Origin of the sequence: Rhodoferax sp. AJA081-3 (assembly GCF_017798165.1) — a bacterium.
Taxonomy (GTDB): Bacteria; Pseudomonadota; Gammaproteobacteria; order Burkholderiales; family Burkholderiaceae_C; genus Allorhodoferax.
The window spans coordinates 4,359,475-4,374,348 of sequence record NZ_CP059068.1 but is presented as its reverse complement, the minus strand read 5'-3'; the positions used below and the strand labels follow the sequence as shown (position 1 = coordinate 4,374,348).

Below are 14,874 nucleotides of genomic sequence, written 5' to 3'. Positions count from 1 at the left end.
CCCACTCATGGCTTGCCCCCCGCCGGTGCAGCAACCGACGCCATACGTTGCCAGGCAATACGCTTGCGGTCCACGGTGTAGCTGATCCACAAACTGCCCTCAGCCCACAGCAGTGCGGGGTAGGAAAACTCGTCGTCAAACCCGCCCTGCTCCAGGGTCTTGACCAAGGTCCAATTGCGGCCATCGCGGGAGGCGCTCAGGTCCAGCGTTCCGCGGGATGCAATGGACGAGTTGTGGGCCAGCAGCATCTCGCCGGGTGCTGCAGCTATGCCGGACACGGCTGCGTCTGGGTTGTCCAACGCCAGGTCCGGCAGTTCCGTCCAGTGCTGGCCACCATCCATCGTGTGTGCCACGCCAACCTTGCCATCGGGGCGACCATCACGCATAAAGGCCAGCCACTGCTGGGGCGTCTGTGCAACCACACTGGGCTGCAGCATATAGGGCCGCCGCGACATACGCACCATGCCCCGGTAGCCCCCTTCGTGGTCAAAACGCAAAGCCATGGGGTATTTGATGCCCAGCTCAAAATGCACGGGCAACACCATGCCCCCGTCTTGCAAGCCCAGCGGCGCGTTGCGAACCAAAAAACTGGTGTTCCACAACCACGACAGCGGCAGCACACGCACGGGCTCAAACGCCAGTTCGGCCAAACTGGTACCCACACTGCTCTGGCGCAGGTGCAGGATGCGTGACGCGGCCCAGCCCCCCCAACCCGTCGCCACCACAAACAGGTTGACCCGGCCCTTGCCATCCATCCAGGCCACCGGGTTGCCCAGGCGGCGCAGGCCGTGGCCCAACTGTTCACCGGCCACAAAACGGTTCACGACAAACCGTGCCGGGGTCCACTGCCCGGTGGCCCGCAGGTATTGCGATGCGGCGATCTGCACATTGGGCCCACTCTCACGGTCACCCGAAAACCAGAAGATGGTGAGCGCCGCCGCGTGGCCCGCGGGCATGGGCAACAAACTGCTGGCATGGGCGGCAGCCATGCCGGCTGGCATGGGAATCTCACCTTTGGCAACCACTTGCAGTTGCGCACTGTCAGCAGGTGCGGTGGACTGGGGGGGCGCTGCAAGCGCCATAGACGGCGGGCGGGGGCGTTGCCACAGGTCCGCCACCAGCACCACACCCACGGCCACCACGGCCCACAACAGGCGCCAGTAGGCAGATTGGACTAAGGTCAATACAAACAATTCGTGGCGCTCAGGGTGGTTGGAACCCCGGTATCTTAGTGGCAGGTGGTGAGTGGCAGGTGCTGGCCAAAGCCCCGCCCCTCATGCGCGAATCACCTTGCGGTGAAAATCATGGGCATGACTACACCCACCATCCTCAGCATGCAGCCTCTGGGCTTTCCGTGGCAGACCCTGGACCCATTTCTTTTTTGTGTGCACCACAACGACGCCTACCCGCAGGGCAATGCCGCCATGGGACCGGCGGCATCGTTGGCCGGGCGCAATATCGGCCAGGATTTTGCGGGCAAAGATGGCTGGAGCATGTACCACGGCGACACCATACCCGGCTTTCCGTCCCACCCGCACCGCGGGTTTGAAACGGTCACCATCACCCGCCAAGGTTTGATTGACCACAGCGACTCGTTAGGCGCTACCGCACGGTTTGGTGTCGGAGATGTGCAGTGGCTCACGGCCGGCAAGGGCATCGTGCACTGCGAAATGTTTCCGCTGGTGCACACCGACCAACCCAACCCGGCGGAGCTGTTTCAGATCTGGCTGAATCTGCCCGCTCGCAGCAAGATGGTGCAACCCCACTTCACGATGTTCTGGCACGAAGACATTGCCCATGTCAACGCCGTGGATACCAACGGCAAGGCCACCGATGTAGCCTGCGTAGCCGGCAGCCTGGGCAATGCCCGGGGCCTGCCACCACCGCCGGATTCATGGGCATCCCAGCCCGACGCCGACCTCGCCATCTGGACCATCAAGATGCAGCCTGGCGCCCGCTGGACGCTGCCCGCCGCCACGGGCCAGGGCACGCGGCGCATGTTGTATTTCTTCAAGGGCTCAGCACTAACCATCGCCGGACAGGCGGTGCCGCCGGCGTCCGCAGTCGAACTCCGGGCGGGAGCCGACGCGGAGCTGGTCTGCGGCAACGATCTGACCGAGGTGCTGGTACTGCAGGGTCGGCCCATTGGCGAACCGGTCGCGCAGTACGGTCCTTTTGTCATGAACACGCAGGCCGAGATCCAGCAGGCCTTTCTGGACTACCGCCGCACGGAATTCGGTGGCTGGCCCTGGCCCGCCAGCGACCCGGTGCACCCCCGCGAGCAGGGGCGCTTTGCCAAACATGCCGATGGGCGCGTGGAAGCTCGTTAGCCCCCACGCCTACATCACGTGCCGATCTTGCCGCCGTCGTTCTTGGTGATCACGATGGTGGCGGAGCGGGGGCGTTTGCCCGCACCATAACCCGCGTTGCTGGGCCACTGGCTGGTGTATTTGCTGGGGTCTGCAATATCCGCCATCTTGGTGTTTTCGCCCGGATGCTGGATGTTGATGAAGATGGCCTTGCCGTCTGGCGTTTCGCACAGGCCCGTGATTTCGCTGGCGGCCGAGCCCACCAAAAAGCGCTTCAGTGTGGTCGCGGTGGGGGTTTTGCCCACATACGTATCGACCGCCAATGTGCTGCCATCGGTCTTGGTGTAGTTCAGGGTCTTCTTGCCACCGTCACCCACCTGGCCTGGCAGGGCAGCCAGCATCATGCAGTTGGTCACATCGGTATAGGCGCCGTCATCCGTCTGAATCCACATGATGCCGGTGCTGGGGCTGAACACCAGACCGTCTGGGCTGGAGAAGTCCTGGTCGCTGGTGAGGCTGGACAGGTTGACCTTGCTGGTATCGGCACCCGACTCAGCACCAAAGGCGTAAATATCCCATGTCAGCGTGGTGGCGGCGGCACCGGCGGCACCTTCCTTCACACGCAGGATGTGACCATTGGGGTTGCCGTTTTGGGCGCTGCTGCCCTTCATGTCGGTGTAGGCACGGGGGTTGGTGCTGTCGGGCACCAACTGGCTGCTGCCGGTAGCGTTGACATTACGGTTGCTGTTGTTGGTCAGCGTGTAGTAGATTTCGCCATTGGCGGGGTTCACCGCGCACCACTCAGGGCGGTCCATCTTGGTGGCGCCAACGGCATCGGCTGCCAGGCGGGCGTTCACACACACATCGGCCTGGTCGGCAAACTTGTAGCCGGCGTACGCTGCAATCGTCGGGTTGCTGATGGACAACTCAATCCATTGGCCAGTGCCATCGCTGTTGAATTTGGCTACGTAAAGCTTGCCGTTGTCCAGGTATTTGTCGCCAGCGGCCATGCGGTTCGCGGGGGCGGCATCGGCGGCATCCCAGTTGGCAGCGGACACAAACTTGTAGATGTATTCGTTGCGGGAATCGTCACCCATGTAGACGCCCAGCGGTTTGCCGGCGGTGGGCACGCTGAAGGCCGCGCTTTCATGCGCAAAGCGGCCCAGGGCACTGCGCTTCTTGGCGGTACGGGTCTTGTCGTACGGGTCAATTTCGACGATGTAGCCCATGCCATTCATCTCGTTACGGCAGTCGTCACTGCCGTCCGTGCTGGTGCCCAGCTTGCTGTTGTCCCAGCGCATGTACTTGTCGGCACTGCCACCGGTCTCCCAACCGTGGCGTGAAGCGGCGCCCTGTGCGCGGCCATAACGGTTGAGCGCGGTCACGCTCTTGTCGTTGGCGCGGGCCGTGTTGTCGGTGGCGTTGCGGAAGAAGTAGCCCGCCCAGTTTTCTTCACCGGTCAAAAAGCTGCCCCAAGGGGTCTTGCCGGTCCCGCAGTTGTTCAACGTGCCACGGGTGCGGGTGCCATTGGTGGAGTACTTGGTCACCATCAGCGCATTGCCACGCACGGGGCCGGCCATTTCCACATCGCTCAAAGGTGTCAGGCGGAAATTGAAGGCCGAGTCTTTGACATAGGCCCAGCTGTCGCCGGTCTTTTTGACCTCGACCACCGCAATCCCGTGTACGGCCACTTCTTTGTCCACTTCGGCGGCAGGCCGTGGCAGCGTGGATGTACCACCGTTGGTGTGCAGGAAGAAGGAGCTGCGGGTCTCGTCCGTAGTGGCTTCGTGGTTGATAGCCAGCAGGCCGCGGTCGGTGGATGTCAGCGATGGCTGGCCGGTGGCGCTCAGGCCATACCACTCCATGCCGTCGTGGTGGTCACCCCCGCGGTTCTCGAAGTCGCTGTCGCTGCCATCGTTCTTGAAGGCGGAGGCGCCATTCAAAATGGGGTCACCCAGGGCGTAGATCACACTTGCGGTGTAGCCCGCGGGCACGGTTACTTTGTCGGCCAGGCTCTTGGCCACTGCGCCAAAGCCCAGCGTGATGGCTGCGGCAACCGGTGTGGTAGCTGCCACGGCTGTTGTGCCACCACCACCGCAGGCGGTCAGCGCAGTACCACCCAGAACGGCGGTGCCAACCGAGGCCATGCTGCCCAGCAACATGCCGCGGCGGCTCAGGCGGGCCTTTAATACGCTGTCAAATGTGGGGTTGTCCGAGGTGTTGGAATTCTCGTTGTTGAAGTCGTTCAGTGTGCTCACGGGGCGTGTCCTAAGGTAGTTGGTTAAGCGATCGCCAACGATAGTGAGCGGCCGTGACGTCTCCGTGTCGAATCGATGACGTTTTCGTGAATCTGCAACGACAGGCCCATGGCATGCGGGTACGATCAACCGATGCGCGTTATTGCCTGTTCGTCGCGGTGCCTGCTGTCGGTCTTGTGTTGTGCCTGGCTTACGGTGTCGCATGCGGCGGTGCTCCAACTGCGTACAGCCCAGGCTACGCTCACGCTAGGCGAGCAGACCCAGTCAGTCGACGTACAACTGCCCTATGGATGGGACTTTCACCACAAGGGTCAGGCCGGTGTAGGCCGATTTGTGATGGCCTTTGAAGGTCCTATCACCGTCCCTTCACCGTGGGCCTTGTACTTTCACCGCCTGGGCAACGCCTACCAGGTCAAACTCAATGGTGTGGTGCTGGATGCCAATGGGTCCATCAGCGAAGCCACCGGCAGCGACTACGCCAAGGTTCCCCGCTTTGTTCGCATACCGGCGGGTGTGCTGCTGCCGCACAACCAGCTGGAGGTCACCATTCGCTCCGAAAGCGGGCGCCGCTCTGGCGTACCCGCGGTTTGGGTCGGCCCCAAGGACGAACTGGAACCCCTGTACCAGCGAGAGTACGCCATCCGCGTGGGGGGCTCTGGTGTCTTTACCGTCTTCAGCCTGGTTGTGGGCGTTTTTGCCTTTGTGCTCTGGGTATCACAAACAGACCCACGGCCGGAGCGCCGTGGTGTGCGGGACCGGCTGTACCTGTTTGCTGCACTGGCCGAGTTTGCCTGGGCCTTCTTCATCGGTGATACGCTGATTGAGCGCCCGCCCTTGCCCTGGGCCTGGTGGTCCGTCACGATCAATACGGCGCTCGCCGTATGGCTCAGCGCCCTGCTCATGTTCTGCCACACCATTGCGGGCTGGGCAGGCCGGCCTGCCAGCCAATGGGTGCAGGCCATACTGGGTGGGCTGTTACTGGCAGGGCCCCTGGTGGCCTACTTCGCCATTTCCCTGCACAAGCCGCTGCTGCTGACACTGTGGCAGGCGGCGTTTGCATTGATTTTTGTGCCCTCCAGCCTGCTGTTTGTGACCCAGGCTCTGCGCAAAGGCAGAGGTGGCATGCAGCGCATGGTCGCACTGGCCTTTGTCATCAATGTCCCAGTGGGTGTGCATGACTTCTATGTGATGCGCATTGGCGAAGCCTTTGGGAACCAGGCCTATCTGCGTTACACGGCGACCCTGTTTGGTCTGGCGCTGGGGGCTATCGCGATCGAGCGTTTTCGCAGCGCCAACCTGCGGGTGCGTGACATGCTGGATTCGCTGGCCGTGCGGGTGCTGGACAAGGAGCAGGAACTGTCCCGCACCTACCAGCGCATGGAGGCGATTGCGCGCGAGCAAGAACGTGTACAGGAACGCGCCCGCATCCTGCGGGACATGCACGACGGCGTGGGCTCCCACATCACGTCGGCCATACGGCAGTTGCGGTCGGGCCATGCCAACCCCGACGAGATATTGCTGACCTTGCAGGACTCTTTGGATCAGCTCAAGTTGTCCATCGATGCCCTGAACCTGCCACCGGGCGACGTGACGGCCTTGCTGGCCAACCTGCGCTACCGGCTGGAACCACGCTTCAAGGCCATGGGCCTGTCGCTGGAGTGGGCCACAGTACCGCTGCCCACCGTACCACGTCTGGACGCCAGCGCCATGCGCCAGTTGCAGTACATCCTGTTCGAGGCCCTGTCCAACGCCATGCAGCATGCACAGGCCAGTGTGCTGCGTATTGAGGCCACCCCTGCGTTGCACAGCGCCGGTGGCGTGAGCATCCGTGTCTGCGACAACGGTCTGGGTTTTGATACCCGGACGGTGACGCGCAAAGGCCTTGCATCCATGGAAGACCGAGCCATTGCCATCGGTGCGCAATTGCATATCAGCAGCCAGGCCGGAAAAACCGAGGTAGAGATCCTGCTAGGCTGACTGGCCGGGCTCTTGTTAGCAAAATATGCCTCCAGCCCCCGTGAACACTCACTTAATAGCTATACTATTTATAGCATATTAGTTGACACTGTTTGCAATTTTCCGCTCTGCAGCGGCCCGCTTAGGTTGCAGTCACCTGTGCATAGGCCCAGACCAACCAGGGCAGCAGGGCCTGCAGGTCCGCCGCATCCACCGTGGCGCCGCACCAGATACGCAGGCCCGCCGGTGCGTCTTTGTAGGCGCCAATGTCATAGGCCACGCCCTGGGCCTCGATCAGGGCCACCATTTGCTTGACCTGCGCATCGCTGACGGCCAGCGTCAAACACACACTGGTGTTGGAGCGGGTGGCCGGGTCCTGGGCCAAAAAGGAAATCCAGTCGTGGGTGGCGACGAAGTCCTCGATGATCTTCAGGTTGGCCTGGCTGCGCGCCATGACGGCTTGCACACCCCCCAGGCTGTCCACCCAGGCCAGTGCGTCCAGGTAGTCAGCCACACACAACATGGACGGTGTGTTGATGGTGTCACCCTGGAACAGGCTTTCCATCAGCTTGCCATTGGCCGTCATGCGGAAGATTTTGGGCAGGGGCCAGGGCGGTGTGTAACTTTCCAGCCGGGCCACGGCGCGTGGGCTCAGCACCAGCATGCCGTGCCCGCCTTCACCACCCAACACCTTTTGCCAGGAGAAGGTGGCGACGTCCAGCTTGTCCCAGGGCAGTTCCATCGCGAATACAGCCGAAGTGGCGTCGCAAATGCTCAGGCCGGCACGGTCTGACGGAATCCAGTCGCCGTTGGGCACTTTCACACCCGAGGTGGTGCCGTTCCAGGGAAAGACCACATCGTTGTCAAAGTTCACGCGGCCCAAGTCCGGCAGCACACCATAGGGCGCGTCGATGACATTCACACCGGGCAGCTTGAGCTGGTTGACGATGTCGTTGACCCAGGTGGCGCCAAAGGTTTCCCAGGCCAGCACATCCACACCGCGTGGCCCCAGCAGGGACCACAACGCCATCTCCACCGCACCGGTGTCCGATGCGGGCACCACCGCCACCCGGTAGCCGGCAGGCAGGCCCAGGATACGGGCCGTCTCGGAACAGGCCAGACCCAGCGCCTTCTTGCCTATCGCGGAGCGGTGTGAACGGCCCAGCGTATCCAGTTGCAGCTTGGAAACATCGTAGCCCGGGCGCTTGCTGCAGGGGCCTGAAGAAAAGTGGGGGTTCTGGGGTTTAACCGTGGGTTGCATCGTGGTCTCGGGTCGAAAAATCTAAAGTGGAAACCCAAAGGGTTAGGGGGCAGCGGCTGGCTTTTCGGCAACGGCCTTGAGATTGGCCAGACCGCGTTCAAAGTCTTTGCCAATCATGCTGTCCATGCTAACAAACACGCCCATGACTTTGGAGATGAAGGGACTGGGGCCGTACATGGCCCAGGTCACCGTTGTCGTGCCACCGGCAGCGGCCACTGTGTATTCGGCGGTGTTGCGGGCTTCAAAGGGTTTGAGAAAGTCAAGCTTGACGGTCACGCTGGTGTTGGGCACGGTTTTGAGTATTTCCATGCGCCCTGCACCCACGGCGTCATTGCCCGACCACTCGTAGACCGCGCCCTGCCCACTCGCGGCACCGCTGTAGGTGACCTTCATAGAAGGGTCTAGGCTTTGCCAGGGGGACCAGCTAGGGAAATGGTGAAAGTCATTGAGCAAGGCATAGACCTTGGCAGGGTCCGCCTGGAGGGCAATGCGGCGCTCTACGCGAAAGCTGTCAGGGCGGGTGGCGGCAAAGATGAGCAGCAGCGCAATGGCGGCCAATAGCCCCACAACAATTTTCTTGACCATGGTCGGCTCCTCAGTGGACGGTTGAACACCGCAGCACTATACCCAATGCCCAACCGCGCAGCGCCGTCGCGTCCGTGCATCAAATTGTTACGAATGTACCGCTGGCTGGTGGTCTGCCCGTATGATCTGAAATCCCATTTCCTCCGTACACCGTGCGGGATCTGACAGGGGCCTGCATGAAACATCTGGGTTTTCTGGAGTATCGGCATTTCCGCTACCTCAAGCTGGCGTGGTGGCTGGTTGCCCTGAGCACCCTGTTTTATGTGTGGCACCGCCTGTATGTCTTCCACACACCGGGAAAGATGAGTTACGGCGGAACCTGGCCCGGCTATTTTTTCGGAGTGGTCGCCACCAGCATGGTGGTCTGGCTGGCGTGGCTGGGGATTCGCAAGCGCCACTACACCAGCAGTTCCAACACACAGGGCTGGTTGTCGGCCCATGTCTACCTGGGATGCGCCGTGGTCATTGTGGCCACCCTGCACAGCGGTTTTGAGCTGGGCTGGAACAACCACTCCGCAGCCTACCTGTTGATGTGGGTGGTGGTTGGCAGCGGCATCTATGGAGTGGTAGTTTTCAGCCGTGTGCCCTCGCGTCTGACCGCCACCATGGGTGACGACACCCTGTCGTCCATGATGCTGCAGTTGCAGGACATCGACGCGCAGGCCCAGCGCCTGGCACTCACCCTGCCCGACCAATACAACACGCTGATACTGGACGCCGCCAACAACACCCGGCTGCAGGGTACCGCACTGGAGAACCTGCTAGGCACGGTCGCCAAAGGCTGTCCGACGACGGCCGCCATCAGCGTTATGGAGCGGCTGAACCAGAACATAGACGCGGCATCTGCCCGCGCAGGCCGCGAGATCTATGGCGAAATGGTGCGGCGCAAAGGCCTGGTTGACCGGATCCGCAAGGCCCACCGCCTGACGGCCAAGCTGCGGCTGTGGCTGTGGCTGCATGTTCCGCTGTCCATGGGGCTGCTGGTGGCGCTGGTGGCGCACATCGTGTCAGTATTCATTTACTGGTAGCACCGCATGATCCGCTGCACCATCGTAGAAACCACGGCGCAGGGCGGAGAAACCGCCTCCCGGGTGGCACGGGCTACGGTATCTGAGACCCTGAGCCTGGGGCGCGCCGCCGCCTGCAAGATTTACCTGCCAGAGCCCCAGGTGCGGCTGGAGCACGCCAGTATCCGCCGCGCCGAGGACGGCTACCTGATTCTGGAAGGTGTGGGTGGCACGGTACAGGTAGACGGCCGCGCGGCAGACCTAGTGCGCTTGGCACCCGGGCAGGTGATCCTGATCGGGCCGTTTGAGTTTGTCGTCACGGAAGTGGACCACGGGCCTGACATCACCCAGCCCCTGCTCAAGCTGCAGTTCACCCACAAACCGGTGCGCCAAACCCGTGCCGACACGGCCCCCTCACAAGGCGGCTTTCGCCGGTCGCTGGTCGGCCTGCGCAGCCTGTCGTGGTTGGCGGCACTGCTGCTGGGCCTGGTATTGCTGGTACTGCCACTCTGGCAGGCTTACGAGCCTATGGTGTTGACGCTGGAGGGCCCGGCCCCTGTCAAGCTGGACGCCATCTGGAACCCTGGCCCCATCTCCTCGGCCCATAAACCCATTGGCAACCAATGCCAGAACTGCCACACCAAACCGTTTGAACGGGTGCGTGACCTGGCATGTGTCTCGTGCCACCAGTCTGCGGGGCCACACATACCGTCCCACAGGAGCCTGCAGGCCAAGGTTTTTGGCGCTGAGCGCTGCGCCAACTGCCACAAGGAGCACCAGGGCGAGGACAGCATGAAAAAGGTTGATGCGGTGGGCTGTGAACAATGCCACAGCAATGTCCAGACCGTGGCCCCCACCAGCAACCTGCCCAATGTGGGCGACTTTGCAACCTCCCACCCCGAGTTTCGCTTGACCATGAAGGTCAGCGCCAACCCGGATGTGCTACAGCGCTTCGCCCACACGCCTACGCTCCAGGAGGCCAGCGGCCTCAAATTTCCGCACGACGTCCACCTGTCCATCCTGGGCGTCAGAAGCCCTGATGGCCCCAGCGGCAAGGGCGGGCGGGTTGTCCTGCAGTGCAACAGTTGCCACCTGCTCGATAGCGCCCAGGTCCGCTTCCAGCCGGTCCGAATGGAGCAGGCCTGTATCCGTTGCCACCAATTGGGCATGGACGCCCAAAGCCCCGCCCGCCAGGTGCCGCATGCCAAGCCCGCGCCGGTCACCCAGGCTTTGCGCGACCGCTTTTCTGCGCTGGTGCTGGAAAAAACGCCCTCCCAGGTGGTCACCGTCAACTCCTTGCTGCAGGGCCCACAGATCCCTGCAACACGCGCCCTCTCCAGCACCGCCGCACGCTGGGTGCAGGACAAGACGCTGGCCGCCGCCACCGACATGTTTGAAAACCCCAAAGGCACCTGCCTGACCTGCCACAGCATCACCCGCGGGGCCAGCCCGGGCGCCGATAGTCTGCCGGACTGGCAGGTGCAGCCGGTTTTGGGCAATGACCATTGGTTGCCCAAATCCAAATTTGCCCATGCACAACACGCCAACGCCACCTGCAGCAGTTGCCACGCAGCCGCACAATCCAAGGCCAGCACGGATATCCTGATTCCCTCCATCACCACCTGCCGCAATTGCCACATCGGCACCCACCGGCTCAACCTGAACGTGGCCCTGCCGGACAAGGTAATCAGCCAGTGCAACAGCTGCCATGACTTCCACAGCCCCGTTGTACATGCCAGTTTTGCTGCCACCAAGACCGGGCAGGCCCGCCCAAGCCCAGCGGCTTCTGCGCCATGACAACGCCCATCACTCAGCCCCCATGGGCCCAACGTGGGAAATGGCTGGTTTGGGCACTGGCCCTGACGCTGCTGGCCTGCGGTGGTAGCGGTGGTAGCGCCCCTGCAGCGGCGCCTGCGGTCGTGCCCGGCTGCGGCAATAGCTGTGCCGCCGACACACTAAGTACTGCCGAGGTGGAAACCCTGGTGTCCCAGGCCGTTGTGCAAGCCCAGGCCCTGGGTGCACGCGCCACCATTGCGGTGACCGACCGCGTGGGCAATGTGCTGGCGGTGTTCAGCATGCCCGGCGCGGCCAGTACCTTTCGCATAAACGGTGGCCGCGGCGTGCGCGGCGGGCTGGAGCAGGTGGACACATTGCCCAGCACGTTGGCCGCTATCAGCAAGGCCCTGACCGGCGCCTATCTGTCCAGCGCGGGCAATGCTTTTTCCACCCGCACTGCCAGCCAAATCGTGCAGCAAAACTTCAACCCGCAGGAGGCCAACCAGCCGTCGGGGCCTTTGTTTGGTGTGCAGTTTTCACAGCTGGGTTGTTCTGACCTGATGCGCAAGCAGTCCGACGCCAGCCTGGGACCCAAGCGTGCCCCCCTGGGCCTGTCTGCCGATCCTGGTGGGCTGCCGGTGTACAAGGGTGGGCGCCTGGTCGGCGGCGTGGGTGTAATGGCCGATGGTGTGTACGGGCTGGATGTGGACATCCGCAATATCGACAACGACCTCGATGAACAGCTCGCGCTGGCTGCGGTGCGGGGCTTCGAGGCGCCAGCCGACATCACCGCCAACCGCATCACACTGGATGGGCGCAGCCTGCGTTATGTGGATGCAGTCGCCGGCGGTGCAAGCACAGCAACACCCGGGCTGTCCACACTGCCGGGCAGCCTGCTGGCGGTGGCGGGCTATTTCGATCCACCCGTCCGGCCAGGTGTGGCCTTTGGCAGTGTGGACTCGGGCTTGCGTGCGGACAGCGCAGGCTTTGCCACACACAACGCCTATATCGTGGTGGACGGAGCCAACAACAACCTGTACCCGCCCCGTGCAAGCACCGACGGCCTGGTTACCGCCACCGAAGCCCGCCAGTTGCTGGCTTCTGCGCTGGACGTGGCCAACCGCAGCCGTGCACAGATTCGCAAACCCTCCGGCTCCACCGCCCAAATTACCGTCTCGGTCGTGGGTGTGGATGGCGACATACTGGGGATTGCCCGCTCCCCCGATGCACCGGTCTTCTCCTTGGATGTATCTGTGCAAAAGGCCCGCAGCGCCGCCTTTTTTTCCAACCCCGGCAGTGGCGCTGCACTGCAGGCATTGCCCGATGCCAGCTACCTGAATCCTGTCGCCACATCGTCCATAGGCAGCTATGTGACCCAGCTGCGCAACTTTCTGAACCGACCCACTGCGCTGTCGGACGGCCTGGCCTTTAGTGCCCGCAGCGTGGGCAACCTAGCCCGCCCACTCTTCCCTGACGGCATAACCGCCACCGGCAACGGGCCCCTGTCCAAACCGCTTCCGGCGTGGAGCCCCTTCAGCACCGGCCTGCAGCTGGACCTCTCCATCAATGCCATTACCGGCACACCACCCCTGCCCGCCGTAGGATGCACTGGCCTACCCAACCTGAAGAATGGGCTGCAGATCTTTCCTGGTGGCTTTCCGCTGTACCGTGTGAGCGGCAGTACGGCACAGCTGGTTGGTGCAGTCGGTGTATCGGGTGACGGGGTGGACCAGGACGATATGGTCGCCTTCCTGGGCATTGCCAACGCATCACGCATTTTGGGTACAGGGCTGGGCCACGCCCCCACCAACATGCGAGCCGACAGCCTGGCCCTGCCCGGCGGACCGCTGCGTTATGTGCAATGCCCGCAGGCCCCGTATAACAACAGCGACGCACAAAACGTATGCGCCGGCTTGTGACACCCTTCTTGAAACCGGGCCCAGCACGGCGCACCGCCCTGTCGCTGGCGGTCTCTGCGCTGACGGCGTCCTGGGCCTGCGCGCAGGCTGTACCACCACCATCTGAGAACGAGCCCGCCATCGAACTCAAACGTGCCCAGTCCGAGCCGCTTACCTTCACACTGCCCGACATCGACCCCCGCCAAGTACCCCCACCCGAGCGGCTGGACCCACGCGTCAGCCTGCCCATTCCCGACCGCTGGCGGCTGGTGGAACAGCTGGGCGTGCCGGATCGTCGCTGGGACCCGTACAACCAGAACACGCTCAAAGGTGACCGCCCGTTTGAACCGTTTCGCCGTTGGGGGCCGGACTGGTTTTTGAACCTGGGTGTGGTGTCGGACACCCTGGTCGAAGCCCGCAACCTGCCTACACCCGTAGGCGCGCAGTCGGCGGCGCGACCACAGGCCAACGATGTGTTTGGCCAGGGCCGCCAGACCGTATTCGCACAAACCGTCATCGTTAGCGCCTCGGTGGTGAAGGGCAACACCACCTTCAAACCACCAGACTACGAGTTCAAGTTCACCGGCGCTTTCAACGCGACCGATGCCCGCTTAGAAGAAGTGCGTGGCTTGAACGTTGATCCACGCACAGGCACCACGCGCCAGGACCGGCACTTTGGTGTGCAGGAGGCCTTTGCCGATGTGCACCTGCGCAATGTGTCGGACCATTACGACTTTGACTCGCTGCGCGTTGGCATACAGCCCTTCACCACCGATTTCCGCGGCTTCCTGTTCAATGACCAGGCCCTGGGTGCGCGCCTGTTTGGCAACCGCAACAGTAATCGCCTGCAGTACAACCTGGCCTGGTTGCGGCGCTTTGAGAAGGACACCAATTCGGGGCTGAACGATGTGTCCCAGCGCATGCGCCGCGACGACACGTTTGTCGCCAATGCCTACCAGCAGGACTGGCCGGTGCTGGGCCACACCACACAACTCACCATCGCCCACAACCGCAACCGCGAGGGTGGCGATGACTACTACGACCGCAATGGCTTTCAGGTGCGCCCGGCCATCACCGGCGATGTACGTGGCCGCGACTACGACGTGACCTACCTCGGCGCCAACGGCGATGGCCACTTTGGCCGCTGGAACCTGACGACCGCGCTGTATGCCGCCGTGGGTAACGCCAGCTACGACCCCATCGCCCAACAATCCCAGCGCATTGAAGCCGGTTTTGCGGCGGCCGAACTGTCACGCGACTTTGACTGGCTGCGCCTGCGCGCCACTTGCATCCTGTCCACCGGTGACAAAGACCCGTTTGACGGCCGCGCTACCGGCTTTGATGCCATCTTCGAGAACCCGCAAATTGCCGGGGCGGACACCAGTTACTGGATACGCCAGGCTATTCCGTTGATCGGCGGTGGTGGTGTGGCCCTGTCCGGGCGCAATGGTGTGTTGCCCAGCCTGCGTTCCAGCAAGGACCAGGGGCAATCCAATTTTGTGAACCCTGGCCTGCAGTTGTTGGGTGTGGGCGCAGACATGGACATAACGCCGCAGGTGCGGGTGCTCGTCAACCTGTCCAGCATTTCCTTTGCCGACACCTCCGTGTTGCAGTACCTGCGCAACCAAGGGCCGGTGGATCGCCACCTGGGCACCGACCTCTCCGTGGGTGTGCAGGTCCGCCCCTTCAGCACACAAAACGTGGTGATAAACGCGTCGGTGGCCACGCTGGAGCCCGGTCGGGGCTACAGGCAATTGTTTGATAGCGGCGAGCGGCCCTACTCGGTGCTGGTCAACCTGTTGCTCACCTTCTAACAGCACAAGA

At 62.7% G+C, this 14,874-nt stretch carries 10 protein-coding genes; 6 read left to right on the top strand and 4 right to left on the bottom strand.

The window, feature by feature from the left end:
* Positions 1-5: 5 nt before the first annotated feature.
* A complete protein-coding gene (locus tag HZ993_RS20395) occupies positions 6-1,184 on the bottom strand; it encodes a sialidase family protein (protein ID WP_209394529.1) in 1,179 nt (392 codons plus the stop codon).
* A 126-nt stretch (positions 1,185-1,310) separates the two neighbouring features.
* Between HZ993_RS20395 and HZ993_RS20390 the strand changes: the two genes are divergently transcribed.
* Positions 1,311-2,330: a pirin family protein gene (locus HZ993_RS20390; RefSeq protein WP_209394528.1), complete on the top strand. Its 1,020-nt coding sequence runs from the start codon at positions 1,311-1,313 to the stop codon at positions 2,328-2,330.
* Positions 2,331-2,344: 14 nt separating this feature from the next.
* Here the strand turns inward: HZ993_RS20390 and HZ993_RS20385 are convergent, their stop codons facing one another.
* A complete protein-coding gene (locus HZ993_RS20385) occupies positions 2,345-4,567 on the bottom strand; it encodes a PhoX family phosphatase (protein ID WP_245213711.1) in 2,223 nt (740 codons plus the stop codon).
* Positions 4,568-4,699: 132 nt separating this feature from the next.
* On the opposite strand from HZ993_RS20385, the gene HZ993_RS20380 reads away from it, so the two are divergent.
* Positions 4,700-6,544 carry a histidine kinase gene (locus HZ993_RS20380; protein ID WP_245213710.1) on the top strand — a complete coding sequence of 615 codons (1,845 nt, stop codon included), beginning with the start codon at positions 4,700-4,702 and terminating at the stop codon, positions 6,542-6,544.
* 121 nt (positions 6,545-6,665) lie between these two features.
* Here the strand turns inward: HZ993_RS20380 and HZ993_RS20375 are convergent, their stop codons facing one another.
* Positions 6,666-7,784 (bottom strand): phosphoserine transaminase, encoded by a 1,119-nt coding sequence (locus HZ993_RS20375; RefSeq protein ID WP_209394525.1) that lies wholly within the window; start codon positions 7,782-7,784, stop codon positions 6,666-6,668.
* Positions 7,785-7,826: 42 nt separating this feature from the next.
* Positions 7,827-8,369: an SRPBCC family protein gene (locus HZ993_RS20370; RefSeq protein WP_209394524.1), complete on the bottom strand. Its 543-nt coding sequence runs from the start codon at positions 8,367-8,369 to the stop codon at positions 7,827-7,829.
* A gap of 176 nt (positions 8,370-8,545) precedes the next feature.
* Between HZ993_RS20370 and HZ993_RS20365 the strand changes: the two genes are divergently transcribed.
* From HZ993_RS20365 to HZ993_RS20350, 4 genes are read left to right on the top strand one after another with little or no spacing between them, the layout of a single operon-like run.
* On the top strand, positions 8,546-9,397 hold the full coding sequence (locus HZ993_RS20365) for a hypothetical protein (RefSeq protein WP_209394523.1): 852 nt from the start codon (positions 8,546-8,548) through the stop codon (positions 9,395-9,397).
* Positions 9,398-9,403: 6 nt separating this feature from the next.
* On the top strand, positions 9,404-11,173 hold the full coding sequence (locus tag HZ993_RS20360; protein WP_209394522.1) for a cytochrome c3 family protein: 1,770 nt from the start codon (positions 9,404-9,406) through the stop codon (positions 11,171-11,173).
* The gene (locus tag HZ993_RS20355; protein ID WP_209394521.1) at positions 11,170-13,071 is read left to right on the top strand and encodes a heme-binding protein; all 1,902 of its coding nucleotides are present in this window, start codon (positions 11,170-11,172) and stop codon (positions 13,069-13,071) included. The genes HZ993_RS20360 and HZ993_RS20355 overlap by 4 nt, the downstream gene beginning before the upstream one ends.
* Complete coding sequence (locus tag HZ993_RS20350; RefSeq protein WP_209394520.1) at positions 13,068-14,864, top strand: hypothetical protein; 1,797 nt, start codon at positions 13,068-13,070, stop codon at positions 14,862-14,864. The genes HZ993_RS20355 and HZ993_RS20350 overlap by 4 nt, the downstream gene beginning before the upstream one ends.
* The last annotated feature ends 10 nt before the right edge of the window (positions 14,865-14,874 follow it).